The sequence below is a fragment of the Paenibacillus sp. FSL W8-0186 genome, assembly GCF_037969765.1.
GTDB lineage: Bacteria > Bacillota > Bacilli > Paenibacillales > Paenibacillaceae > Fontibacillus > Fontibacillus woosongensis.
In genome coordinates, this window is the sequence record NZ_CP150207.1 from 371,005 (window position 1) to 397,248 (window position 26,244).

At 51.9% G+C, this 26,244-nt stretch carries 17 protein-coding genes; 15 read left to right on the plus strand and 2 right to left on the minus strand.

The window, feature by feature from the left end:
• Positions 1-59: 59 nt before the first annotated feature.
• From MKX50_RS01670 to MKX50_RS01690, 5 genes are all read left to right on the plus strand, one after another.
• Entirely contained in the window at positions 60-1,367 is a 1,308-nt protein-coding gene (locus MKX50_RS01670; RefSeq protein WP_213590775.1) for an ABC transporter substrate-binding protein, read from the plus strand.
• A gap of 97 nt (positions 1,368-1,464) precedes the next feature.
• Complete coding sequence (locus tag MKX50_RS01675) at positions 1,465-2,394, plus strand: sugar ABC transporter permease (protein ID WP_213590776.1); 930 nt, start codon at positions 1,465-1,467, stop codon at positions 2,392-2,394.
• Between the two features lie 9 nt (positions 2,395-2,403).
• The gene (locus MKX50_RS01680; RefSeq protein WP_244996420.1) at positions 2,404-3,279 is read left to right on the plus strand and encodes a carbohydrate ABC transporter permease; all 876 of its coding nucleotides are present in this window, start codon (positions 2,404-2,406) and stop codon (positions 3,277-3,279) included.
• Positions 3,280-3,295: 16 nt separating this feature from the next.
• A complete protein-coding gene (locus tag MKX50_RS01685) occupies positions 3,296-4,774 on the plus strand; it encodes a sulfatase (protein ID WP_339158243.1) in 1,479 nt (492 codons plus the stop codon).
• Positions 4,775-4,878: 104 nt separating this feature from the next.
• Positions 4,879-6,138: an anaerobic sulfatase maturase gene (locus MKX50_RS01690; protein WP_339158244.1), complete on the plus strand. Its 1,260-nt coding sequence runs from the start codon at positions 4,879-4,881 to the stop codon at positions 6,136-6,138.
• Positions 6,139-6,167: 29 nt separating this feature from the next.
• On the opposite strand, the gene MKX50_RS01695 is transcribed toward MKX50_RS01690, so the two are convergent.
• Both MKX50_RS01695 and MKX50_RS01700 read right to left on the minus strand, forming a co-directional pair.
• Positions 6,168-6,704, minus strand: a complete 537-nt coding sequence (locus tag MKX50_RS01695; RefSeq protein WP_213590780.1) for a chromate transporter — start codon at positions 6,702-6,704, stop codon at positions 6,168-6,170.
• Between the two features lie 62 nt (positions 6,705-6,766).
• Positions 6,767-7,402, minus strand: coding sequence for a chromate transporter (locus MKX50_RS01700; protein WP_339158245.1), 636 nt, complete (start codon positions 7,400-7,402; stop codon positions 6,767-6,769).
• A 322-nt stretch (positions 7,403-7,724) separates the two neighbouring features.
• Between MKX50_RS01700 and MKX50_RS01705 the strand changes: the two genes are divergently transcribed.
• The 10 genes from MKX50_RS01705 to MKX50_RS01750 all read left to right on the plus strand — a co-directional run bounded on the left by MKX50_RS01705 (position 7,725) and on the right by MKX50_RS01750 (position 26,237).
• Positions 7,725-8,924: an ROK family protein gene (locus MKX50_RS01705; RefSeq protein WP_339158246.1), complete on the plus strand. Its 1,200-nt coding sequence runs from the start codon at positions 7,725-7,727 to the stop codon at positions 8,922-8,924.
• A 1,057-nt stretch (positions 8,925-9,981) separates the two neighbouring features.
• Entirely contained in the window at positions 9,982-10,965 is a 984-nt protein-coding gene (locus MKX50_RS01710; RefSeq protein WP_339158247.1) for an aldo/keto reductase, read from the plus strand.
• A 193-nt stretch (positions 10,966-11,158) separates the two neighbouring features.
• A complete protein-coding gene (locus MKX50_RS01715) occupies positions 11,159-12,679 on the plus strand; it encodes a glycoside hydrolase family 30 beta sandwich domain-containing protein (RefSeq protein WP_339158248.1) in 1,521 nt (506 codons plus the stop codon).
• Between the two features lie 590 nt (positions 12,680-13,269).
• The gene (locus MKX50_RS01720; protein WP_213590784.1) at positions 13,270-14,190 is read left to right on the plus strand and encodes an ABC transporter permease subunit; all 921 of its coding nucleotides are present in this window, start codon (positions 13,270-13,272) and stop codon (positions 14,188-14,190) included.
• Between the two features lie 42 nt (positions 14,191-14,232).
• Positions 14,233-15,144: a carbohydrate ABC transporter permease gene (locus tag MKX50_RS01725; protein WP_213591076.1), complete on the plus strand. Its 912-nt coding sequence runs from the start codon at positions 14,233-14,235 to the stop codon at positions 15,142-15,144.
• A 73-nt stretch (positions 15,145-15,217) separates the two neighbouring features.
• Positions 15,218-16,780, plus strand: coding sequence for an extracellular solute-binding protein (locus tag MKX50_RS01730; protein ID WP_155611581.1), 1,563 nt, complete (start codon positions 15,218-15,220; stop codon positions 16,778-16,780).
• A gap of 126 nt (positions 16,781-16,906) precedes the next feature.
• The gene (locus MKX50_RS01735; protein ID WP_339158249.1) at positions 16,907-18,316 is read left to right on the plus strand and encodes a glycoside hydrolase family 30 beta sandwich domain-containing protein; all 1,410 of its coding nucleotides are present in this window, start codon (positions 16,907-16,909) and stop codon (positions 18,314-18,316) included.
• A 166-nt stretch (positions 18,317-18,482) separates the two neighbouring features.
• Entirely contained in the window at positions 18,483-24,170 is a 5,688-nt protein-coding gene (locus MKX50_RS01740; RefSeq protein WP_339158250.1) for an S-layer homology domain-containing protein, read from the plus strand.
• 161 nt (positions 24,171-24,331) lie between these two features.
• The gene (locus MKX50_RS01745) at positions 24,332-25,063 is read left to right on the plus strand and encodes a DinB family protein (protein ID WP_213590787.1); all 732 of its coding nucleotides are present in this window, start codon (positions 24,332-24,334) and stop codon (positions 25,061-25,063) included.
• A gap of 163 nt (positions 25,064-25,226) precedes the next feature.
• The gene (locus MKX50_RS01750; RefSeq protein WP_339158251.1) at positions 25,227-26,237 is read left to right on the plus strand and encodes a LacI family DNA-binding transcriptional regulator; all 1,011 of its coding nucleotides are present in this window, start codon (positions 25,227-25,229) and stop codon (positions 26,235-26,237) included.
• The last annotated feature ends 7 nt before the right edge of the window (positions 26,238-26,244 follow it).

The following is a 26,244-nucleotide window of genomic DNA, read 5'->3' on the forward strand; positions in this document are numbered from 1 at the left end:
CCTTTTTTCTATAATGAATTCAGCAACAACAAGAAGACATGAAACAGGGAGGTCTGAACATGAAGAAGAAATGGCTGGCCACCGTGCTGGTGACCGTTCTGGCCGCTTCCGTGCTGAGCGCGTGCGGAGGCAGCAGCGGCACGGAGCAGTTGAACAAGAAGAAAGCGGACGGCAGTGGAGAAACAACGACGCTGACCTTCTGGAGAGCAGGTACCGATGCGCAGGAGAATGCGTATTGGAAACGGGTGATCAGCGAATTTGAAGCCAGTCATCCGGGCGTCAAGATCGAGCTGAGCGAAGCGCCGTTCGGTAATGACATGGAGACGAAGCTGAACGCGGCTTATGCCAGCGGCACGTCCCCTGACGTTCTGTCCTATACGCTGGCTTCGGTTGCGCAGCGGGCGAGCTTAGGCCAGTATGAGCCGCTTGATGGATATTTGTCCACTTGGGACGGCAGAAGCGATATGATGGAGAATATTTTGGATACCGGAACGTATAACGGCAGTCTGTACGGTGTGGGCTTTATCCCCGATCCGCGCGTCCTGCTGTGGCGGAAGGACCTGTTCAAAGAGGCGGGCCTGGATCCCGAGAAGCCGCCAGGAAGCTGGGAGGAGCTGGCGGACTATGCCCGGAAGCTGACGAAGAAGGACGGCAACACTACGACACTGGCTGGGTTCGCGATTCCGACAGCATCGGCATGGACGCTGTGGCAATCCTTTGTTCTGCAAAACGGCGGACAGATCATCGACGAGCAAACGAACACGCCATTGTTTGATTCGCCGGAAGCGATAGAAGCAACAGAATATTTGGCGGAGCTTGTATTAGATGGCATCACGATTCCTAACAATTCCGACAAATCGAATGAGAACCTGTTCCCGAACGGCAAGGCGGCGATCGCCTATGACAGTCCGGCAGCCTACACGAACCTGCAGAAAGAGAATCCCGAACTGGTTGGACAAATCGGCGTGTCCGGACCGATCGCCAGGAAAGAGAAGGCTACCTTCGCGGGCATGCGCTTGCTGTTCATGAGCTCGCAGAGCAAGAATAAGGAGCTCGCTGCGGAGTTTATTCAGCACATTATGTCCAAGGAAGAGACATGGAAGCGTTATACGGAGCTGGGAACCCCGGTTGTCCTGAAATCGCTGGAGCAGGATTATATCCAGGACAAGCCGGAGATTAACCAAGCGATCTTTGATGCAGTCTCGTACGGTAAAGGCGCAGCGAAGGTCACTTATGCCGGGAAGCTGAGCGAGATTATCAGCCAGAACCTGGAGGGCGCCTTCTACGGGAAGATTTCGGCTGAGGAAGCGATGAAGCAGGGCGTGGAGCAGTTGAACCGTGAGCTTCCTAACCTGATTGGAAAATAGAGAAATGTTTATAGAACGAGACGCCTGCTTGCTTCGATGACGCACAGGCGTTTCGTATAGGATGAAGAAAACCAGACTTCAGCGAGGTGGTTAACTTATGAAACCAACGCTATCCCGTTCTGTGGAGACGGACGGGAAGACTAGATCCAAGCAGCGGCTGAGCATCGACTATGTAGGCTATGCGATGATCGCGCCCGGCTATTTAATTTATTTTCTGTTTATTTTCATACCGCTGATCGTCGGCGTATATTACAGCTTTACGAACTATAACTTCTACAGTACGCCGGAGTTTATCGGCTTGCAGAATTATGCCCGGCTCCTGCAGGATGCGCTGTTCGGCAAGGCGATGTACAACACGTTCATCTATGCATTATTTACGATTGTGCCCCAATTGTTCTTAGGCTTAATTCTAGCCGTTCTGTTGAATGGCAAGCTCTTTGGCCGCGTCTTCTCCCGGGCTAGCATTTATATTCCTAACGTCACCTCGATGGTGGCTGTTTCGATGATCTGGCTGTGGATTTATGACCCGGCCCTCGGTATTTTGAATCGGATGATCAAGGTGTTTGGCATTGATCCCATTCAGTGGCTCTACAATCCGAACACGGCGATGATGGCCGTAGTCATTATGAGTATCTGGAAATCGCTGGGTTATACGATGATCGTTTACCTCGCGGGCCTGCAGTCGATTCCGTCCAGCTTGTACGAGGCGGCGCATATGGACGGGGCGTCGAAGATCCGGCAATTTTTCTCGATTACGATTCCGATGCTGAAGCCAACGACCTTTTTTATTCTGGTCATGTCCTGCATTAACTCGTTTATGGTATTTGAACAGGTCAATATTATGACGGCCGGCGGACCGCTGAACTCGACGACAACCGTCGTGCATCAAATTTACCTCCGCGGCTTCCAGGATTTCCAAATGGGATATGCTTCGGCAATGGCCATTGTCCTCTTTCTCATCACGCTGGTCATTACCTTGATTAACTTCAAGTACGGCAATCAGGGGGATGATTTGGATGTGGATTAATCGATGGGGGTGGGTAAATTGAGCAGCAGAAATATGGGCTTGGTAGTGATGTCGGTCGTTTTGCTGGCGGTATCGCTGGTCATGCTGGCGCCTTTCTTGATCATGGTGCTGACCTCGTTCAAAACAATGGGAGAGATCCAGTCACCGACCTTTTCTTTGTTTCCGAAGGTATGGCATTTTGACAATTATGCCGAAGCGCTGTCGCGGGGCGATTGGCTGAAGTATTTCTATAACTCCTTTGTCGTCACGATCATTACGGTTGTGGTCAGTCTGGTGCTGAATTCGATGGCGGGATACTCCTTCGCGCGGCTGAAATTCCCGGGAAGAGATATTTTGTTCTTCTCGGTACTGATCGGAATTATGGTGCCGGCCCAGACGACGATGATCCCTACCTTTCTGATGATGAAGCAGTTTCCGCTGGCGGGCGGCAATAATCTGTTTGGTCAAGACGGAATCGGATTCATTAACAGTTACACAGGCCTGATCCTGCCGTTTATCGCGGGCTCATTTGGGATTTTTCTCTGCCGGCAGTTTTTCCTCAATTTCCCCAGAGCTTTGGACGAAGCTTCGCAGATTGACGGGGCCTCCAAGTTCCGGGTATTCTATCAAATTTATTTGCCGCTGAGCAAGCCGATTCTGGCAACGCTGGCTATTTTTAAGACGACTTCGGCCTGGAATGATTATATGTGGCCTCTGATTATGACGAATACCGAAGGAATGAGAACGGTTCAACTCGGGTTGACGATTTTTCGCGGAGAGACGAACGTGGAATGGAACCTGCTGATGGCGGCGACGACTCTTGTTGTCCTGCCGCTTGTAGTGCTATTTTTGGCGGCGCAGAAATATTTTGTACAGGGTATCGTGACGACAGGGTTAAAAGCTTAATTTAGGAGGGGTTGGCATGAAGACCATTCTGGTATTGTTGGATACGCTGAATCGGCGCAGCCTTCCAGCCTATGGCGGTGAGGCGAGTACGCCGAATATTGACCGTGCCGCGGAGAAGTCCGTCGTATTCGGACAGCATTGGTCTGGATCGCTGCCTTGCATGCCGGCAAGAAGGGATCTGCTGACGGGGCGGGCATCGTTTCTGGAGAAAGGCTGGGGCGGCATCGAACCGTTTGACCGGACTTTGCCGGAGGTGCTGCGCGAGGCCGGAATATTCAGTCATATCATTACCGATCACTATCATTATTTCTCACGGGGCGGGGAGAATTACTGCCAGGCGTTTTCCACCTGGGACTTCCATCGTGGACAGGAGGGCGATCCTTGGCATTCCGTCATTGCCGAGCCGCCTAAGCCGGAGCAGTATTACGGCCGAATCGAGGATCAGTATGAGCATAACCGCAGCCGCTTTGAGCGAGAGGAAGATTATCCGGGACCGCGGACATTGTCTGCGGCATGCGATTGGCTGGAGCGCAATAAGGATGAGGATAACTACTTCCTGTGGGTGGAGGCCTTCGACCCTCATGAGCCGTTTGATTGCCCGCCGTATTATTTGGAGCAGTATAAGGACACATATAACGGACCGAGGTTTGACTGGCCGATTTATGGGGATGCCGATGTCCCGGAAGATGCTCTCCGTCACTTAAATGCAAGGTATGCCGCCAACCTGACGATGATCGATCATTGGTTCGGCAAGCTGCTGGACACGATGGATCGTCTCGAGTTACGGGAGGATACGTTGTTTATCTTTACGACCGATCACGGCTTTTTGCTCGGGGAGCATGAGCTGCTCGGGAAGAACCAGATGCATGTCTACAATGAATTGGCCCATATTCCGTTGATGATCCGCCCGCCGGGCGGTCAGAGAGAAGGCATGCGAATCCATGCTTTATCGCAAACGGTGGATTTGATGCCGACGATTCTGGATTATATGGGCGTCCAGGCTCCTGAAGATGTGAGGGGCTACTCCCTTCGAGGGCTGCTGGAAGGTCGAGAGGATCAAGTGCGCGAAGCGGCGATCTATGGATATCATGGCATGGCGGTGAATGTGACAGACGGACGCCATACTTACATGCGCGCTCCTAAGTCGGCAGATAATCATCCCTGCAATATCTACACGGCGATGCCGACGACGTTCCGCTCGTTTCTTGGCGGCGGTATGGAAAAAGAGATCGAATGCGGACGTTATTTAGAGCGTACGGATTATCCGGTATTCAAAATTCCGCTGACGGCGGAAGGCAGGCCTTATACGGGCAATCAACGGGTGCTGCAATCGCAGCTGTTCAGTCTCGAAGAGGATTACGCCCAGCAGCATCCACTGCAGAATGAGGCGGTGGAAGAGCATATGATCGATTTGCTCCGGGCGGAGATGGAGCGGGCCGATGCGCCGGAAGAGCAATACCTCCGCTTGGGGCTGGAGAAAAGAGAGGACGATTAGTATGATTTCGCTTGGAGATCGGCGATTCCGCCGGTTTCCAGGTCTATTTTTATATATTGGCCTTAGCATAACTGCTATGGAAACGGGATACCGTGAAGGAGGACATGATGAATCAATCTTGTGCAGCGGCAGCCTATGGCGATGTCGGCGTGATGTGGAAGACGGTGTCAGAGGACTGCAATCTTGCCTGCGACTACTGCTACTACAGTACTTGCGCTGGTAAGCCGGGTCCTAAAATCAATAGAATAGATTCTTCCGTTCTGGAGAAATTCATTCAGGAGTATATGAGCATCAGCAAGGGAAGGGCTTCATTTACTTGGCAGGGCGGCGAGCCATTGCTGGCAGGGCTGTCTTTTTTTGAAGAGGTGGTAGAACTGCAGGTGAAGCATGCGCCACCGCGCACCTCAATCAGCAATTCTCTGCAAACGAACGGGACGATGATCAATGAGAAGTGGGCCGCCTTCTTTAAGACATACCAGTTCCTGATTGGCGTCAGTCTGGACGGTCCGCAGCCGATTCATGACGCTAGAAGAGTGGATTCCCGGGGAGCGGGCAGCTTCGATCGCGTGATGAAAGGGATCGGAGTTTTGCGCGAGCATGATGTTGATTTTAATATTCTTACGGTCGTGCATCAAGGAAATGTCGGCAAGGCGCAGGAGCTAATGCGGTTTTACGAGGAGCAGGGTTTTGCGTACATCCAGTTCATTCCCTGCATGTCCTTCCGCTCCCAGCAGATCGGCATGCCAGGTGTCTATGAAATCACGCCTGAAGAGTACGGCAATTTTCTGTGCGAGGCATTTGACTATTGGTATAACGAAGGGAAGCCGCGTACATCCATCCGCTTCTTCGATAATATGCTGAGCTCCTATCTGTACCGGGACCCGGAGCTTTGCATTCTCAGTGCTGGATGTAGCACGATGCTTGTACTGGAGCAGAACGGGGATGCATATCCTTGCGATTTCTATATTCACGAGGATTGGAAGCTGGGGAATGCGGCGACGCACAGCATTCAAGAGCTGCTGTCTCACCCCTTGCGCGATAAGTTTCTCGATATGAAGCCTACGCTTCCCGAGTTGTGCCGCACCTGCGAATATCAGCGGCTGTGTCATGGGGGCTGCCCTCGCAACCGCAAATGGACAGAGGATTTAAGCGCTTCTGAGGTCGATTATTTCTGTGCGAGCTACAAGCAGATTTACGGGTATGCGGAAGAGCGGATGAAGAAGCTTGGGGCCGAATTAAGACAGCAGCTGTTCGAACGGAACCTGAAGCTCTACTTCAAAGGAAAACTGCCGGGACGAAACGATCCCTGCGCCTGTGGCAGCGCCAGAAAATACAAGCACTGCTGTGGAGAAAACACGATATAGCCGGACCTGAGCCCAACACCGTACTGATGTCAAAACAACACAATGCCTGCACAGGCGGACAAGCCGATCACCATAAGTGGGTGGACTTTGTATCTTATGATCGACGCGAAGGCGGCGCCACCGATCAGCAGGGTTGCAAGCGTCGTCCAATTGAATATGCTGCTCGTTAGGTCAGGGAAGCCGAGGTGAATCGCGGCATAGATAATGAGCCCGATAATAATCGGACGCAAGCCGTAGAGCGAATATTGCACCCAGGGTTTGGTATGAATCTTGTAAAAAAATCTGGCCGCCAGCACGATAATGATCAGCGATGGCAAAGTAATCCCCACAATAGCGGCAATCGCCCCCGGCATTCCAGCCGTGTCCAGGCCGATCAGCATCGCGGCATTGACGGCAATGGAGCCGGGGGACATGCCGGCCAGAGCGACAATATGCTGAAAGCGTTCTGGAGTAATCCAGCCGTACTGGCTTACTTCATAATGGATCATGGAGATGACGGCATAGCCGCCTCCAAAAGACGCAAAACCAATTTTCATAAAAATAAGAAACAACTTCCACAGCAGCACGTTATTCACCTCTTGTAATAAGTCATCCTCAATCATCGGGTCTGTTCGAAGCGAACGAACGGTTAAATATAATACTCAATGAATTCCGTCCCAGAGCCTGCGGCCCGGGATTCTTTTTCTGTATGAAGCGGCAATCCCAGCGCTTTTTTCACGCCCATGATGACATTGCCTGCTGCGAGTCCGATCAAAATTAGGAAAATCGGGTTCAAGCCGGTAAACAACAATAGCAGAAGCGAGGCGATGGTTACCAGCTTAGTAGAAAGGTCGAACAGGGAGGTTTTACCCATTCTGTAGGCAGCGACAGCAATCAAGCCGATGACGGCGCCGTTGATGCCTTTGAAGGCGGCAATCATTTTCGGCTCATTTTGCAGCAGGGCATATCCCGCGCTTAAGCCGATCAAGATCAGAAAGGTAGGCAGCGTGATGCCCAGAACTGCCGCTACCGCTCCTGGAATTTTGCCCAGCCGGTAGCCGATAAAGGCCGAGGAATTGACGCCGACCCCGCCGGGAGCCGATCCCGCAATGGAGAAAATATCGCTGATTTCCCGTTCATCCATCCACTGCCGCTGCTCCACCACTTCATGTTCAATTGTCGAAATCATCGCATAGCCCCCGCCAAAGGTAGAAGGCCCGATTTTAAAAAATGTCCAAAACAAATCCCGCAGTATGATCAACTTGCCAATAAATCCGGTTCGCATGCTTCATTCTCTCCCTAATTGCTTGATGTCACAGCATACTTGTGATGAATCCGTTGTAACTAATTCAATTATAACAACTTTTTATCAAAATGGAATTAAGTTTTTCGATTATTTATGATTTGCTCTAAAAAATATCTCGACAGATGTAATATAATAGTATTAAGTGAAAAATCGACATTATTTTCATAGTAATCCTATAGGGTATTAAAATCTTTTTATCCATTTGGATAAAAGTCTGGAACTGGAAAATTTACAAGCAAGTAGATATAATGATCTATAGATATCCGATAAGAATAATATGAATAAAACGAGGCGAACCTTGATGAATAAAGTAAGCCAAGCAGCCTTAAGCGCAAAAAAATCGGTATTTGAGCGCATCGCCGGGCAGGAGCATGTTTCCAAAGCCGAGCTGTTGGGCGAATTTGGTTTGACCAGCAGCAGCCTGACGAGATTGTTAGATGAGCTAACGAGTGAGGGATGGCTGGCAGAAGCAGGCTTCGGGGAGTCCACCGGCGGCAGGAAGCCGATTCTGTATCAGGTCAATCCCAGACATAAAGTGATTTTCGGATTGGAAATATCCCGGCTTTACTCTGCGCTGGGCCTGTTTGATTTGAATATGAAGGCTCTTTCCTATTGCCGCTGGACGATGGATGAGACGATGACGCCGGAGAAGCTGGTGCGCCATGTCAGTGCGAAGATCGATGTTATGCTGCAGGAGAACGGCTTGGACAAAGATAAGGTGGCGGGAATTGGAGTCGGGGCTGTAGGGCCGCTGGACAGGCATCGCGGGGTTATTTTGGAGCCGCGGTACTTTGCCGCTGCGGGCTGGGCCCATGTTCCGATTTGCGAGCAGCTGGAGAAGGAGACGGGGATCCCTGCGACCTTGGAGAATGGAGCGAATACGGCTCTGATCGGCGAGCATTGGGCTTTACGCGGCGAGAAGGTTCAGCATATGCTGTACATCCACGCCGGATCGGGGCTGCGGTCCGCCATGATGTCAGGCGGTTCCCTCGTTCATGGAGCGATGGATATGGAGGGCTCCATTGGCCAAATGATCATCCAGACGGATGGGCCGAGACTGCACAATGAGGGGAATTACGGAGCGCTGGAGGCTTTTGCTTCGGTGCAGGCTTTGGAGAAGCAGGTCAGAGAGCAGCGAAAAATGGGCCGGAGCCAGCTGGCCGGAGCGGAGAATTTTCAGCCGGACGGCATTCACTTCGATATGCTGGTAGAAGCGCTGAACGAGGGAGACCCCTTTATCCGCGAGCTATTTACCCAATCCGCCGTTTACATGGGGATCGGTCTGGCTAATCTGATCAACATCCTCCATCCGGAGACGGTAATCCTGGGGGGAGCGCTCATCAACGCTCACGGGCTGTATTACGATACCGCCATTTCCGTCGCTCAGAAGAACATCTATTATTATCCGGAGTATCAGCCTGTGTTCTCGAAAGGCGTCCTCCAGGAAAACGCCGTTTCCACTGGTGCGGCGGTCATGATGTTCAAGCAGTTGCCGTTGTGAGCGGGATTGCCGAACGAAGGAGTTCCTAGCGTGTGAGCGGTGGCCATCATGCTTGGCCGCCACCGTATGGTTGACGCCGTTGTGTGCTAGAGTGCCGTCGTGCGCTTGACCACCATCGTGTGCTAGAGTACCGTCGTGCGCTTGACCACCACCGTGTGCTAGACTGCTATCGCGTGCATGACCACGACCCTGTGCTTGGTCACCGTCATGCGACACCAAACACCGGGCCGGGCACTGGGAACGCCGCTGTAAGAATGATGCAATAGTACAGGAATTATCACACGTTATGCTACATTTCAGCTGTATTGATGTAAATGTGCAGGATTTTCTCTCATATGAGGACAAAGCTAGGTTTTACATAAATAAATGCTGTATCTTCGCAGTAAAATCAATTTTTAGGGCGTATGCTGGATTAAATGATGTACTTTTGCAGCAATCTCCTAACTGAAACTGGAGTGTCTATCCCACCATAAATTAAACTCGGGTTTATGTCTATACCCAGATGGTCACAGCAGATGGTCATAGTCAGTAACTAGATGTAATTCATGCAGTTAGTTCATCGGTTTTAGCCGTGATAGAGGGGACTAACTGTAAAACCTACATTTAGTTTTGAGCGATTTCGACGAATGAGCTCCATTCTGGCAAACTAACTGCATGTTTTACATTTAGCGCATGGTTTTTTTGATAAAAGAGCTCAACTAGATGTATAGAATACACTTAACTTATCAAAGAATGGTTACTTGAGCTTCTGGAGGGCAAAATCCTCAATTTGTGAGTGATTTATTCGGTGATATGTGCGAGAACTGAGACAAATTTTACGAAAGCATCCCGACCAAAACACAAATATAAGAATGCATATATTGAATCGATGAAATTATCCATATTTAAGGGGATGAAGACTGCTATTGCAGTAATCCCCTCATGGTTTTTTTCGTAACTAGAGGACATAATAACAAAATCGTTTAATATTCAGCACTTTTCTGCCGTACAGGTTGCGGGAAAGCGCTTTTTTGACTATTCTCATATTGAGAGTCGTATGTATTAAGGAGGATGGGATATGAACTATCGGCAATTAGGAGATACAGAATTACGCGTCAGCGAGCTGAGCTTCGGAACATGGGCGATCGGCGGCAGCTGGGGGCATTCCGATGACCAGGAGGCGCTGCGCGGTCTGGCGACGGCGATGGAGCAAGGCGTTAATTTTTTTGATACAGCGGATGTGTACGGCTCAGGGCATGCGGAAGAGCTGCTGGCCAAAGCGACAAAAGGCAAAGAGGACGAAATCCATATTGCCACCAAGTTCTGCCGGGCGGGGGATATCCACGATCTGAATACGTATTCCGAGGAATCGGTTCGCGCCTACTGCGAAGGCAGCCTGAAGCGGCTGCAGCGCGAGCGCATCGACCTGTACCAGATTCACTGTCCGCCGCTTGCGGTGCTGAAGGATGGCAAGGTGTTCGAGGTGCTGGACAAGCTGAAGGCGGAAGGCAAAATCCGCCACTACGGCGTTAGCGTAGAGACGGTGGAGGAAGGATTGTTCTGTCTGAGCGTACCCGGCGTTAAAGCCCTTCAGGTCATCTTTAACATATTCCGCCAGAAGCCGGCGGAGCAATTATTTATGGAAGCCAGGGCGGCGGGAGTCGGCATTCTGGCGAGATTGCCGCTGGCGAGCGGTCTCCTGACAGGTAAATTTACAAAGGATACGAAGTTTAGCGAGGACGACCACCGGAATTTCAATGCGAACGGGGAGCAATTCAATGTAGGCGAGACATTTGCGGGTCTGCCTTTCGCTAAAGGCGTGGAGCTGGCTTCCCAGCTGTCCTGGATTGCGGAAGGACGCGGGGATATGGCCCGGGCTTCCATGCGCTGGATTCTCGATCACCCGGAAGTTACCTGCGTCATTCCAGGCTTCAAGAATGTCCGTCAAGTGGAGGACAACCTGGGAACGCTGCAGGTTCCGGCGTTCGGACCCGAGGAGCTGGAGCGCCTTCAAGCATTTTACCGCAGCGAGGTAGCGCAGCATATTCGCGGAGCGTATTAATCGTCGCAATAGTGAACAACAAGAGCGATACTTCTGGTTCATTCCGGACCAGGGGTATCGTTTTTTTATCGCGAAAAACCAAACTAGTCGTTTAGACTCAATTTAGCCTACCCGAAATTCTGTTCCTTTTCATGCTGAATTAAACATGCTATTATCCAAAATGAAATCGATTTCAAAGGGAGGAATTGGTAAAATGTCAATCGCGGTTTTGTCGAAGAAAGTAGTCAAAAGAAGCTTATGCATGGCTTTGGCAGGTGGACTCGCATTATCTTCCCTGTTTGCATCAACGCAGGCGCATGCGGCCGGGGAAACGGTAGAGGTATGGATCTCCACGTCCGATCCTTCGCAAGCGGATTCGGGTCTTAGCACCTCCGCCAGACTTTCACGCAAAGGAGATGTATCCTTTGGGGCCGATACGGGCAGCGTGACGTACAGCATCCGCATCGACGAGAATGCAACCAGACAGCAAATGGACGGCTTCGGCGTATCGATTACCGACGCTTCCGCCTGGCTGCTGAATTACAAGCTGGATTCCTCCAAGCGCGCGGAGGTCATGGAGCGATTGTTCGGCCAGACTGGCATCGGGCTGAGCCTGCTGCGCCAGCCGATCGGGGCCTCCGATTTTAACTGGGAAGCCTACACTTATGCAGATACCCCGAACGACAACAATTTGAACAATTTCTCCATCGGCAGGGACAAGCCGTACATCGTCCCGATGGTGAAGCAGGCTTTGGCCAAGAACCCGAACATCAAAGTATTCGCCTCTACGTGGAGCGCGCCGGCATGGATGAAATATTCCAATACCTTAAATGGCGGCAAGCTGAAGGGCGAGCATTACCAGACCTTCGCCGACTATTTGAAAAAATTCGTGCAGGCCTATCAGAGTGAAGGCATTCCGATTTACGCGATTACGGTTCAGAACGAGCCTATGTATGAGACGAGCGCCTATCCCTCGATGAAGATGAGCGAGCAGGATCAAGTCGGTGCGATCGGCGATTTTATCGGGCCAACCTTCCGCAATGCCGGACTGAACACAAAGATCATTACGTTTGACCATAACTACCTGGACTGGAACTACCCGAACAAAGTGATTACCGATTTGAAAAACGGCGGAAAAGGCCACTTCGTTTCTGGAAGCGCTTTCCACCACTATGACAGCGGGGATGGCTCGCAAATGACGAGTCTTCATAATGCTCATCCGGATAAGGACATCTGGTTCACCGAAGGCGGCTTTGGCACGTGGAATGATCCGGAGAACGGCACCCATTCCGGCTTCGATAACATGGCGAACGAATTCATCAACATTACCCGCAACTGGTCCAAATCGATCATTACGTGGAATCTTGCGCTGGATCAGCGAAGCGGCCCAACACTCCTTGCGCCGAACAACAGCAACCGCGGCATGATCACGATTCAGAATTCGGATAACCGCAACGATCGGCCGGAGAATAGCGTCACTTACAAAAAGCAGTACTATCTGCTGGGGCATTTCAGCAAATTCGTGGTTCCCGGCTCGTACCGGGTCGAATCCAATACCTATGGGGACATGAAGAACGTAGCATTCAAAAATCCGGACGGCTCCAAAGTCGTTGTCGTCTATAACCCGCAGTCCTCGAATCAGAACATTAAAATCCAATGGGGCAAACAAGCCTTCACCTATAACATCCCGGGCAAATCCGTCATGACCTTCAAATGGCACGGTACGGTATCCTAAGATAGGATATTGATCAGAGCAGTATTAATAACTAAACCAGTCAAACCTCCGCGGCTAGTTGCGGAGGTATTTCTATTTATGAAGTTTTAACTGCATTTGTAGTCATTAATTATTGCAAATTCATAAGAGGAATCGGTTTGAATGCATTTGTGGTATTTAAAATAATCCGTTACAGAGCTCGCTAAGAAAAATTATGTTTTAAATACATGTTTTGCAGTTTTCCCCTCTAAATCAGAGCATTGCCATGAAATAGATACATGAAATGCATTAATTTTGCTAAGTAAGTCATCCAAACAAAATGAATAAGAGCCGGATAACGATATAGTTTTGTTTACCCAAAACCCTTGATATGACTGGACTGTGACGGAAAAAGAAAGTTAGCGCGGAATTGCATAGTCCCCGTTTGAAGGCAAAAGTGAGTCGATATCGGGGATAGTTAGTTGTCAGATATAAGGGGGATGGCCTAACATGGGCAATGCAACCAAGGCACGCCGGATCCGCTGCGGCGATATATGGCCACATACACGGCGAGATATACAAGTAGAGCTGATCGCAGCTCGATAAACAAAAAGAGGGAGGGGGCCGCAACCATGTCAGAAAAACGCAGCTTTCTTAAAGAGTTAAACAAAAATAGGACGTTGTTTCTGATGATTGCTCCTACGCTGCTGTTTTTTATTATCTTCAGCTATATTCCGATGATCGGCGTGTATTACGCGTTCACGAACTTTGACTTTGAGGGCGGATTGTTCGGAAGTGAATTCGTCGGCTTCAAAAACTTCGAGTTTCTGTATAAGTCAGGCATCCTCTGGAATCTGACGAAGAATACGGTGCTTTACAACCTGGCGTTCCTGATCATCGGCAATATCATGCAGATCATCAGCGCGATTTTCCTGGCTCAGCTAGCCAGCAAATGGTTCAAGAAGACGGCGCAGTCATTGATGTTCCTGCCGTACTTCCTGTCCTGGGTACTAGTTGGGGCGTTCGTGTTCAACATGTTCTCCGACCTGGGGGTCGTAAATACGCTGCTCAAACAGATCGGCCTGCAGCCGTATGATTTCTATCTGAATGCAGCGCCGTGGAAGTACATTATTGTCTTTTTTAACGTATGGAAAGGCATCGGGTACGGAACGATCATATATTTGGCGGCCATCATGGGCATCAGCGATGAGCTGTACGAAGCGGCCAAGATCGACGGGGCGAATATTTTTCAGCAAATCAGAAGCATCACGCTGCCGCTGCTTAAGCCGACGTTCATCCTGCTGATTTTGTTCAGCCTGGGCGGCATTCTAAAGGGCCAATTCGACTTGTTCTATCAAATTATCGGCAACAACGGCTTACTGTACGATGCGACGGATATCATTGATACGTATGTGTTCCGGTCACTCACAGTCAATTTCGATATTGGTATGGGAACGGCTGCTGGATTGTACCAATCCTTCTTTGGCTTCGTTCTGATCATGACGGTCAACTACATCATCAAGAAAACCCGCGAGGAGTACGCATTGTTCTAAAGGAGGGGGAGCAGCATGCACGTTCAAGCAGAAGAGCTGCCGATGGTTCGAAAGACGAACAAGGGCACCAAAATCAAGCCAGATAAAGCAACCATTGCATTTAATGTGATCGGATATACGCTGCTTACAGCGATTTCTATAGTCTGTCTTATTCCGTTCTGGCTCATTGTTGCCGGCTCATTTACGGATGAGATGGAGATTATTGCCGAAGGCTTCAAGCTGTTTCCAAACACGATCTCGTTCGAGGCTTATAAGTCGGTGTTCGCCACACCGGAACAAATTTACCGGGCCTATGGCGTTACCATCGGGGTTACGGTAGCAGGGTCAGTCCTCGGCCTGCTCCTGACATCAATGGCTGGATATGTTCTGTCCCGCAAGGACTTCATTTACCGCAACAGCTTGTCCTTCTTCATTTATTTCACGACGCTGTTCAGCGGGGGGCTGATTCCATGGTACATCATGATGACCAAGTATTTGGGGCTGAAGGACAGTTACTGGGCCTTGATATTGCCGCCTCTAGTCAGCGCTTGGAATATCATCCTGATGCGCAACTTCATGAAATCGATTCCAGATTCGGTCATCGAATCGGCGAAGATTGACGGGGCCGGAGATTTCCTGATTTACCGGAAGATTATCCTTCCGCTTTCCACACCGGGCCTGGCCACCATCGGGCTGTTCCTGGCCCTCGGTTACTGGAACGACTGGTTCAACGCCAATGTGTTTATTACGTCGGATCACAAGTATCCGCTGCAGTTTTTGCTCTATAAAATATTGTCCAGCGCCGCGGTGCTGCGCACCCAAACGGGAGCCTACCTGGCAGCCAATGTTGTTCCGCCGACCGAGACACTCAAAATGGCGGTGGCGGTCGTCGCCACGGGACCGATCATTCTGCTCTATCCATTCGTCCAGAAATACTTCGTAAAGGGCCTGACGATTGGAGCCGTCAAAGGTTAGAACCGGGGTACCGGCTAACATAGATATCAGCTTGGAGGAAATACAGATGAGGTAACCAAAAGGAGGAGTCAACATGTTAAAAACCAAGAAACGCTTGTCGCTGCTGCTGGTGTTATCGTTAATGATCACTTTGCTCGCGGCCTGCGGCGGGGGCACAGCGTCCAATTCGCCAGGAAACGAAGGTACAGAGAAAGCGGCGAATGGGGAAGGAGCGGCTGGAGAGAAGCTGGAGAAGGTCAAGCTGACCTGGTATCTCGTCGGCGATGCGCATAAAGATCAGAGCAAAATCGTCGCCGAATGGAACAAGATGCTGGAAAGAGACCTGAATACGACAGTTGACCTCAAGTTTACGACCTGGAACGACTGGATGACCAAGTATAACCTGCTGCTGACGTCCGGCGAGAAAATCGACATGATTTTTGCCTCCAGCTGGGCGGATTTCTACAAGCTCTCGAAGCAAGGGGCATTCCTGGATTTGAAAGACCTCTTGCCGCAGTATGCGCCGGTCACTTGGGGGAACGTCCCGAAAGAGGATTGGGACTCGGTAACGGTCAGCGGAGGAATCTATGCTGTGCCAAATACCAACCCGGAATATACGCCGCTGGGCTACGTTTACCGTGAAGATTGGCGTAAAGAATTCGGCCTCCCTGAATTTACGGATCTGGATTCCATCGAAGCCTATTTGGATGCGGTGAAGACGCAGAAGAAGGTTATTCCGATTAACGGAGCAGCCTATGAGAATGTGAACAGCTTGTATAAATTCTGGAACGACTTCCAATTGATTGGCGGCGACGTCATTGGCGCAACGTCCTATGACAATCCGCGCGACATTCAGATTCTCCCGTACACCGAGGAGTTTGAAGCCTGGGTGAAGAGAATGAAGACATGGGAGCAAAAAGGCTACTGGAACAAAAACGCGCTTTCTTCCAACCAGGAGGCAGGCGACTTCATCAAAACCGGCCAAGGCGCGATTTACTGGCGCAACCCGTCCAGTGCAGGCGGATTTATCAATGAAGTGAAAGCGAAAAATCTGGATATGGAAATCGGCTATTTCCCATTCAGCCGCTTCCACAACTATGTCATTCCAACGCTGCCGAGCTCGAATGCCATGGCGATTCCAAAGAGCTCCGTCAACCCTGAGCGTTCTCTGATGGTGCTGGATAAGCTGCGCAATGATCCAGAATACTTCAACCTAATGACTTATGGAATCGAAGGCACGCACTGGGCGAAGGGCGAGGACGACAAGACGATTGTCATTCCTGCGCCGGGCGTGAATTTGGATGAAACGCCGCGTTACGACATTGCCAGCTGGGGCTGGCGCTATGAGCCGAACATGAAAGGCGAGAAAGGCGGCTGGGACGGACTGGATGCGCTGAAGGAAGAATTCAAGCCGATCAGCAAGCCGGATATTTTCGGACCGATTTATCTCGATTATGCGCCTGTTAAGGCCGAGCTTGCAGCTGTGAACCAAGTGTTCGAGCAATACGGCAAACCGCTTATGCTTGGACTGACCTCGGATGTGGACGCTTCTCTGAAGACATACCGCGAGAAGCTGAAGACCGCTGGCGTCGATAAGCTGCTGGAGTATATCCAGGAGGAAGCGAACAAGTATTTTGACGAAAGAGGCATCGAGTAATTGAAGGATGGAGGAAGCGGCGAATATTCGTCGCTTCTTTATTAAACGGGAGCGGCAGTGTGAGAGTTCAGGCAGGATGAAAGGCAGGTTATAAGACAGATGTGTTAGAGAGAGGAGAACGCCACAATGCATAACACGAAACTACTTTCCGATGCCGTTGAAGTATGGTGGAGCTCGGAGGTGGATCCGGGGAAATTGAAATGGTTTGAAGGGCCGCGCGACATTCCCTACAGATTGAGCCGGCAGCCGGATATCGCTTTGACGGTGCCGCAGGAGACGGAGACGACTCGTATTACGATCACGCCAAGTCATGCCGGTCAGCAGATATTGGGCATGGGCACCTCGATGGAGGATACCACGATTAGCAATCTGGCAAGGATGAGCCCCGCCCGCCGGGAGGAGGTTCTGCGGCTTTTGGTCGATGAGGAATCGGGCATCGGGCTGAACTTAATCCGGATTACACTGGGAACCTCGGATTTTACCGGACAGGCCTTTTATACGTACAACGATATGCCCGAAGGGGTAACCGATTTTGAGCAGCGGTATTTTTCTATAAAAAAAGATGTTGAGCTCGGGATCGTAGAGACTGTTCAGCAGTTGATCGCGCTGGCGCCGAAGGTTAAGATATTTGCCTCCTCCTGGAGCCCGCCAGCCTGGATGAAGACAAGCGGCAGCCTGAAGCGGGGCAGCTTGAAGGAGGGGCCGGAGTACACGGCGGCCTTGGCGAAATATTACCGGTTGGCCATTCAGGCCTACCAGGAGCACGGGATTCCGATCTATGCGATGACTCTGCAGAACGAGCCGTTGTTCGAGACGGATTATCCGAGCTGTTATATGCCGCCTGAGAGGCAGAGAGAGCTGGCCGTCGCTTTGCGGCAGGAGCTGGAACAGCATGGGCTGGAGACGAAAATATGGATTTTCGATCATAATTTCAGCGACGCTTGGGCATACGTCACGCCTATTCTGAATGACGCAGCTGGATGCGGCGCCGTTGACGGGATTGCGCTGCATGACTACGAAGGCTCGCCAGAGGTCATGAGCGAAATACATGCCGCTTATCCGGACAAGCCGATTTATTTAACGGAGCGCTCCTTGTGGGGATCGGCCGGTGCAGACCGGATGGCGCAGTATTTCCGCAATTACGCCTGCAGCTACAACGCTTGGGTGACGATGCTGGACAGCAATATCAGCCCGCATCAATGGCTCGGAACGCCGGGACCTACGATGATGATCCGAGATGCGGCGGATGTAGACAACTATTGGATCATCCCGGAATATTACCTGCTGGGGCAGTACACCCGGTTCGTGAAGCCGGGGGCGTACAGGGTAGCCAGCGATTATGGCTCCAAGGAGACCGTGACGAATGTCGTCTTTCGCAATCCGGGCGGCGAGCTCGTTGCGGTGATGATTAACCAGAGCGATGCGGAGCAGGAATTCTGCGTACTTTGTGAGGGGCGCCAGTGGTTGGCCAAGCTTCCTGCAAAGACGGTGGGAACCTATCGCTGGCGGGCCGGCGCGGGGACAGTTACCGGCTAGGCTTGAATGCGAATGAAGAGTTAGGGGGCGGCTTCTGCCGCCCCGGACCTGACGCCTGTGCCAGCAATGCTGCTAAGCGCTGGACAGGGTCCATAAATGAGCTAAGGCAGCCAAGGGATTGCCAAAAATGTAAGCGTTATTATTTTGAGGGGAGCTGAGAATACGCATGAAAGGCATGAGGATTACGAAGAAGGGCAAGTCCGTCTTGTCTCTCGTTTTAAGCACGTCACTCGTCTTGTCGATGTTCTCTGGACTCTTTGCCAGTTCTGTCGGCGCGGCGGCCGAGCCGGTTGAGGTATGGGTTACGACGGGGGATAAGTCCAAGTTGTTACACCAAGAGCCGGGTATTGCGTTTGGTCCGGCGGGCGGGGCAAGCCCGTACACGATTCATGTGGACGAGAATACGACTTATCAGGAAATCGAAGGCTTTGGAGCGGCGTTAACCGATTCATCAGCCTGGCTGCTGGGGGAAGTGCTGACCGACGCAGCGCGTGATGAAGTGATGGAGCAGTTGTTCGATGTCAACCAGGGCATCGGCTTCAGCTACATTCGGCTGCCGATGGGCTCCAGCGACTTTGCCCGCTCGCATTATACGTACAACGATACGGCGGGAAATGCGGAGGATCTTTCGTTAAGCCAGTTTTCGATCGATCATGACCGGCAGTATATCATCCCAGTGTTGAAGCAGGCTCTGGCGATGAATCCCGAAATCAAGATCATGGGCTCTCCATGGAGCGCCCCGGCCTGGATGAAGGATAACAAGTCGCTGGCCAAAGGCAAGCTGAAGCCGGAGTATTACGATGCCTACGCCCGGTACTTCGTGAAGTTCATCGAGGCTTACGCCGCGGAAGGCATTGAGATCGACACAGTTACGATTCAGAACGAGCCGCATCACGAAGCCGACAACTATGCCAGCATGCGCATGGAGGCGGCGGAGCAGGCCGAGTTCATTAAGAATCATTTGGGCCCAGCCTTCGCGGCGGCGAATATCAACACGAAAATATTGATTTGGGATCATAACTGGAGCGACCCGGATTATCCAATCGAGGTGCTGAACGACCCGGAAGCGAAGCGGTACATTGCGGGTTCGGCCTTTCACGGATATGCGGGAAAAGTAGAAAATCAGGCTCAGGTGCATGATTTGCATCCCGATAAAGGCATTTATTTTACGGAGAGCTCCGGCGGAGATTTCGCACCCGTCTTCGGCGACAACCTGGCTTGGGATGTGCAGAACCTGATCATCGGTTCAACCCGCAATTGGGCCAAGACGGTGCTGAAATGGAACCTGGCTCTCGATGAGGATTACGGCCCGCGGGTGGGCGGCTGTACGGACTGCCGCGGCGTGGTGACGGCGGATAAGCCGTCCAAATCGATTACTTCCTTGAATGAAGAATATTATGCGTTTGGTCATGCCAGCAAATTTGTGCGGCCCGGCGCGGTTCGCATCAAATCGAACACGCTCGGCAGCGGCAGCATCGAGAATGTGGCCTTCAAGAACAAAGACGGCTCCAAGGCGCTGATCGTGCTCAATTCCGCGAAGTCGCAGCGGGAGTTTAAGGTGCAGTGGGGCGCCCAGAGCTTCACGTATACTCTGCCTGCGGGGGCGGTTGCTACCTTTACGTGGGACGGAGCGCCAACGGGAGATGCCGGCATGAATCCTTATGGCCGGGTGGAGGCCGAGGACTACGCGAATGCCAGCGGCATTCAGACCGGAGTGGCGGCCGATGCAGGAGGTGGCTCTTACGTAGCGCCTGCGGGCAATGAAGGATATATCGCTTTCGATAACGTGCAGTTCGTGGACGGCACGGCGACCGTGAAGGTCCGGGCGGCAGCGGAGCAGGATGCGTCGATCGAATTCCGGGCAGGCTCGCCGCAAGGGCAGCTGCTGGGCGAAGTGCGCCTGGCGAATACCGGAGGATTGCAGCAGTGGGTGACGAAGAGCGCTGTGATTCAGCATGCGGCGGGTACTCTTCCGCTGTATGTCGTGCTCAAAGGGCAGGTGCATTTGAACTGGTTCCAGTTCTCGTTCGAGCACTACCGCGATACGCTGAACTACTTGTCCTATAACGGCGGCTTTGAGGAAGGCACGCTTGAGGACTGGGAGGAATGGATGCCGGCCGGTCAGGAAGCCGCGCATAAGGCCGAAATGGGCGATGCCCGCAGCGGCGAATACAAGCTGACCCACTGGGCGGGTCAAGCCTACGAGCAGAGAACCTACCGGACGGTACAGGTTCCGAATGGGACTTATAAGGCCTCGGTATGGCTTCGCAAAGGAGACAACATCGAAATTCAGCTTCAGGCCAAAAATTACGGCGGGCCAGACCGCTCCGTAACGGCGAATGCAGGATTCATCGGCGACTACAGGCAATATGTGCTGGACGACATCCGGGTCACGAACGGCCAGCTGGAAATCGGCGTCCATTCCAAAGCTACGGTGGGCGAGTGGGCCACCTTTGATGACTTCGAATTGACGCCTGTGACGACGAATGCGCCTGCTGCGGGCGCGGGCGCCGGAGCTCCGGCGGTACCGGGTCAGGTTAACGCCGCGGTGACGGGCGGATTCCGTGCCGAGCTGCGGTGGGATTCTGCAGGCAGCGACGTCAATGGCTATAAAATTTACCGTTCCGTTAAGGATATCGCCGGCGCGACGGTCATCGACGGCGCTTATGTTGATTTCGTGGAAGCCGGCATGACAGGGGCAGCCAGCCTAACCTTTATGGATGAGGGTTTAAGAGGGGACACGACGTATTATTATGTGGTGACGGCCTTCAATGACCATGGCGAATCCGGGGTGTCGCAGCAGGTCAGCATCACTACAGCATCGGGCACCGATACCGTTCCGCCTGCTGTGCCTGCGGGCCTCAAAGCAGAAGCTGGAGTAGAGCAGGCTGCTTTAAGGTGGAATTACAGCCTGGACAGTGATTTTGCGAGATATCATGTATATCAAAATGACGCCAGAATCGCTTCCGTCGAGCCGGCCACCGAATCGAGATTTGTGGCAAAAGGCTTGCAGCCTGGCGCGGAATACCGGTTCGCGGTAACAGCGGTCGACCAGGCGGGCAACGAGTCGGCGAAATCTGCCGAGGTTACGGTAATCCCGTTGTCTGCCGGCACTTTGATTCCGTTTGAGAATATGGATTTCGAGCTCGGCACTTTTGCCGGATGGTCGGAGTGGCACCCGGAACAGCAGCCAATCGCCCAGTTCGTCGATAACGACAGCCCAAGAGGACAATACAAATTAACGCATTGGGGCTCAGGGGATTATATTCAATCGACGTTCCGCACGCTGGAGGTGCCAAACGGCAAATACAAGGTTCAAGTGTGGGCCCGGACGGGCGGAGGCCAGAACAAATTCCAGCTGGAGGTTAAAAATTACGGCGGAGAGAATCTGGCCAGAGATATGCGCAAAGCCGATGGCGGAAGCTGGACTCCGTTCTTCCTTGATAACATCCAAGTCACGAACGGCCAGCTGGAAATCGGCGTCTATTCGGACGCCAAAGCCGGGAATTGGGCGGCGATTGACGATTTCCAAGTGTTCAGCTACGCGCCTTCCGCGCCGGCGGGAATCAAGGCAATCGGCGGCGATCAAAGCGCCTCGCTGCAGTGGCAGCGGAACACGGAATTCGACATGGCTTCCTATAATGTGTACCAGGACGGAAGCCTGGTGCGCAATGTGACTGCACCTACCGTGGTGATCGAGGGCCTGACGAACGAGCAGACCTACACCTTCGCCGTTCGGGCCGTAGATACGGACGGGAACGAGTCGCTGTCATCCCGGTCCGTCACCGTAACACCGCGCGTTCCGGTGCCGGTGGAGAACGCGGGCTTCGAGCATGGCGACACGACGGGCTGGAGCAGCTGGAACTCCGGCGGTGATGCCCATTTTGTCGATAGCGACAATCCGCGTACAGGGAATTATAAGCTCACGCATTGGGCGGGAGCCGACTACATGCAGAATACGTATCGAACGATCGGCTTGGCCAGCGTGACAGATGATACCTACCAAGCATCGATCTGGGTGAGAACCGGAACTGATCTGAATGCCCTCCGTATGGAAATCAAAAAATACGGCGGCCCGGATTTGGAGATTGATTTAAGCTCAGCCAGTTCTTCCGATTGGACGCTGTTCATCAGTGAGCCATTTCAAATCACGAGCGGGGAAGTGGAAATCGGCTTATTCACGGACGCCAAGGGCGGCAATTGGACGGCGTTCGACGATTTCCAACTAATTCAGGTGAACCACGGGGACAGCGTACCGGTGACCGGGATTTCGCTCGTTCCTGCGGAGCTGACGCTGAATCTAGCGAATCATCGGACACAGGCGCTAACAGCCGTCATTACGCCGGACAACGCTACCCACCGGGAGGTAGAGTGGAGCAGCGATAACGAGTCGGTCGCGGTCGTGAACGGCGGGGTAGTCACGGCGGTAGGCGCCGGGGCGGCGACGGTGACGGCAACTACGGTGGACGGCGGTTATTCGGCCAGTGCAAGAGTGACGGTGATTGCAGAGCCGACCTCACCTCAGCCTGAGCCGAAACCAAGCCCGGGTTCAGGGTCGTCCTGGAGCGGCTCGGGAAGCACCGGCCAGTCCGCTCAGCAGCCTGTGGACAAGGAGAACAAGCCGGCCGTTACACGGAATGGCAGCACTGCAGTAATTGGCAACTTCCCTAGCCAGGCAGCATTGATTCAGGTTAGCGGAGAGCTGCTGAAGGAAGCGGCTTCTGGCGATGGGGTAACGAGACTGCTGTTGGGTCTTAGCGGGGCGTCCGAATCCGAGCCGCTCGTCGTTGAGCTGCCGGTGCAGGCACTATATGAGATTGCAGCTGCAACCAGCAATCTGTCCATGGCGTTCCAGACGAGACATGCGGAATACGAGTCGAGTTTGTCCGCCATGCTGCCTGCCGTTCAACCGGCAGATGATCAGGCCGTGCTGCGGATTGAAATCGGAGAAGCCGCGGACGGCGCCAATCTGTTGGGCGATGCCGTCAGAAGCACGCTGATCGCAGCTGTCCCGGCGTTTCATATCGAGCTGCAATCCGGCGGGGTGAGTAACGAGATCAGCCACTTTGGCCAGGCTTATCTCTCCCGGACGTTAAAGCTGGATTCTAAGGCAGATCCGTCTGGAATAACGGGGATTGCCATTGATCCTGCAACGGGGCAAATGAGCTTTGTTCCGCTGACCGTGCTGCATACGGAAGATGGTCAGGTGCATGCGGTGCTGAAGACGAATTATGCGGACGACCGGATCATCGCCATCATTGCCGTCCAGGCCAAGACCTTTGCCTACATTCAGGCGCATTGGGCGAAGACGGGTATTGAGGCGCTTTCGGCAAGATTCATTATTCATGGTACGGCAAACGGCGCATTTGATCCCCAGCAGCAGGTGACTCGCGCAGAATGGGTTTCCATGCTTGTTCGGGCTTTAGGTCTGGCGCAAGGGGGAACACAAAGCACGCATTCGTTCACCGATGTACCGGAGGCGGCATGGTACAAGGATTCCGTTCAGACCGCTGTTGAGGCGGGCTTGATTCAAGGCTTCGCGGACGGCACCTTTAAAGCGAATGAGGCGGTAACCCGAGAGCAAATGGCTGTTACCCTGCTTAAAGCGATGGAGCTTGCAGACGGGCCGCAAAATGAGGCTGCAGGCAGCCAAGCGCAGCTGAACATGGCCTCCTTCAAGGACGCGGAGGATGTCTCTGCATGGGCTGTAGAAGCCATGTCCCGGCTGACAGGTACGGGAATCCTTGCAGGAGACAACCAGGGGCTGCTGCAGCCCAACCGGCAGGCTTCCCGGGCTGAAGCGGCTGTGGTGCTTCACAAGGTATTGCAGAGATTAAATTTCATAACCGAATAGGGCAGGAGCTAGGTTCGGTCTGAATGATTTGCATTAAAAGGGCGGGTGGATGAAAATCCATCCGCTTCTTTTTTTATCAGGCTTTGTTACAACAAGGAATATGAAAACACAGCGTCGAATAAGAAAATAGGTCTGGTACTTTTATTTTGGAGCTGATTTCAATGGATTTAGAGCAAAGAAGGCTTTGGAATGAAAACCATAAGAAGTTAACTGAAGTCATATTAAATCCAAACGAACATGCTCGAGCGATTGAGCTATTTCTGAATCACCATGCTTTGTTGCACTCAGCGAAAATGAGTAACGGCTGCATCCATACTTTGGAGGATTTCGTTCTGGAAGGTCTGGAGGAAGGGGCATTAAGGAAGTACCCAGTAAATGCTCCAGATACAAAGAATTCAATCGTATGGCATCTGTGGCATATTGCAAGAGTCGAGGACATGACGATGAATATTTTGGTTGCAGACAGTCAGCAGGTACTTCATTCTGATCATTGGCTGCAAAAAATGAACATCAGATTTCCCTATGGCGGAAACAGCATGAGTGATGATGATATCGCAGAACTAAGTTCAGTTATTAATATAAATTCATTATTAGAATATAGAATAGCTGTGGGAAAACAAACCCGGAAAATCATCTCATCACTGCAACCAGGCGAGTTCAGAAATAAAGTTGAAGATTGTAGAGTCAAAAGGTTGTTTGATGAAAATGCCATCCTTCAGGAAGCAAGCGATATTGCCGATTATTGGAGCAAGAAGACAGTTGCCGGACTTGTGCTAATGCCAGCAACGAGGCATAATTTTTTGCACTTGAATAAGTGTGCCCGTATAAAGGATAAATTGCAAAAGAAAATGAAAAAACCAAACCGGAAGGCTCAGCAGAATGGAATACGATAACCTTAATTACCGCCTTTGGAAAAGGCGGTTTTCGATTTAAAAGTAACCGGCAATTAATGATGAACATAGCCTTTATTTAAAAAGCCAATTAAACAATTGAAATCGATTTCATTCGATTTTATAATAGAAGCAATAATGATTGAAAGTGTGGTAGTCCGTGATTATGAAGGAGAGCAAAATCATTGATGTTGCCAGGAGAGCCAATGTGTCGCCCGCTACGGTATCCCGCGTGCTGAACGGCAGCAACCTCGTAAATGCCAAGACGGAGGAAAGGGTGCTGCAGGCCATCCGGGAGCTGGATTACATCCCTAATAATATGGGCAAGCAGCTTCGTTCGCGCAAAACGATGAATCTGGCGGTCGTCGTCTCCGATGTGCGCGTATCTTATTATGCGGAAATCATCAAAGGCATCGAGAACATGGCCAATTCGCTCCATTATAACGTCCTCATTTGCGATGCGCAGAACGAGAAGGCGAAGGAACGGGAGTTCCTTTCCTTGCTCATGAACCGGACAGTGGACGCTCTAATCCTTGTAACGCCGAATCTATCGGATGAGGAGATTGCAGTCTATGCCGATAACGGGTATATGGTGGGCCTGATTGGACGGAAAATTGAGCACGCGCGCATCCCATGTTCTTTTACGGATAACATCAAGCTGGCCCAGGAGGTGGTCTTCCATCTTGCGGAGCAGGGACACCGGAAAATCGCTTTTCTTAGCGGATATGCGGATGCGACGGACAGTATCGAGCGATTGGAGGGTTATGTGAAAGCGCTTAAAGCATGCGGCATCCCGTTTGAGCCTGCTCTGGTCGAAAACGGCGATTTCTCGGAGGAAGGAGGCTGCGAGGCCTTCCACCGACTGTGCAGCAGCGGGGCTGACTTTACGGCCGTATTCGCCGCAAACGACGAGATGGCACTGGGGGTGTACAAGGCTTGCAATGAACTCGGAATATCCATTCCCGATCAATTGGCGGTTGCCGGGGTGGATAACATTAGGCTGACTAACTATGTGACGCCAAGAATCAGCTCGGTAGAGCAGCCGCTTTATGCGATGGGGGCCGTGCTGGCCGAGAAACTGATCGATCAGATGAACGACAATGTGTGGGCGGAGAAGCGGTGTTTTAAAGTCGATGCGAAGCTAGTCGTGAAGGAATCTTCCAAAGGAGCGGAATAAGGGGGGA

Excerpts from the sequence above, each read along its gene's own strand:
- MKX50_RS01670 (WP_213590775.1), top strand. The coding sequence starts at position 60 with ATGAAGAAGAAATGGCTGGCCACCGTGCTGGTGACCGTTCTGGCCGCT.
- MKX50_RS01675 (WP_213590776.1), top strand. The coding sequence starts at position 1,465 with ATGAAACCAACGCTATCCCGTTCTGTGGAGACGGACGGGAAGACTAGA.
- MKX50_RS01685 (WP_339158243.1), top strand. The coding sequence starts at position 3,296 with ATGAAGACCATTCTGGTATTGTTGGATACGCTGAATCGGCGCAGCCTT.
- MKX50_RS01690 (WP_339158244.1), top strand. The coding sequence starts at position 4,879 with ATGATGAATCAATCTTGTGCAGCGGCAGCCTATGGCGATGTCGGCGTG.
- MKX50_RS01700 (WP_339158245.1), bottom strand. The coding sequence starts at position 7,402 with ATGCGAACCGGATTTATTGGCAAGTTGATCATACTGCGGGATTTGTTT.
- MKX50_RS01705 (WP_339158246.1), top strand. The coding sequence starts at position 7,725 with ATGAATAAAGTAAGCCAAGCAGCCTTAAGCGCAAAAAAATCGGTATTT.
- MKX50_RS01710 (WP_339158247.1), top strand. The coding sequence starts at position 9,982 with ATGAACTATCGGCAATTAGGAGATACAGAATTACGCGTCAGCGAGCTG.
- MKX50_RS01715 (WP_339158248.1), top strand. The coding sequence starts at position 11,159 with ATGTCAATCGCGGTTTTGTCGAAGAAAGTAGTCAAAAGAAGCTTATGC.
- MKX50_RS01720 (WP_213590784.1), top strand. The coding sequence starts at position 13,270 with ATGTCAGAAAAACGCAGCTTTCTTAAAGAGTTAAACAAAAATAGGACG.
- MKX50_RS01725 (WP_213591076.1), top strand. The coding sequence starts at position 14,233 with ATGGTTCGAAAGACGAACAAGGGCACCAAAATCAAGCCAGATAAAGCA.
- MKX50_RS01730 (WP_155611581.1), top strand. The coding sequence starts at position 15,218 with ATGTTAAAAACCAAGAAACGCTTGTCGCTGCTGCTGGTGTTATCGTTA.
- MKX50_RS01735 (WP_339158249.1), top strand. The coding sequence starts at position 16,907 with ATGCATAACACGAAACTACTTTCCGATGCCGTTGAAGTATGGTGGAGC.
- MKX50_RS01740 (WP_339158250.1), top strand. The coding sequence starts at position 18,483 with ATGAAAGGCATGAGGATTACGAAGAAGGGCAAGTCCGTCTTGTCTCTC.
- MKX50_RS01745 (WP_213590787.1), top strand. The coding sequence starts at position 24,332 with ATGGATTTAGAGCAAAGAAGGCTTTGGAATGAAAACCATAAGAAGTTA.
- MKX50_RS01750 (WP_339158251.1), top strand. The coding sequence starts at position 25,227 with ATGAAGGAGAGCAAAATCATTGATGTTGCCAGGAGAGCCAATGTGTCG.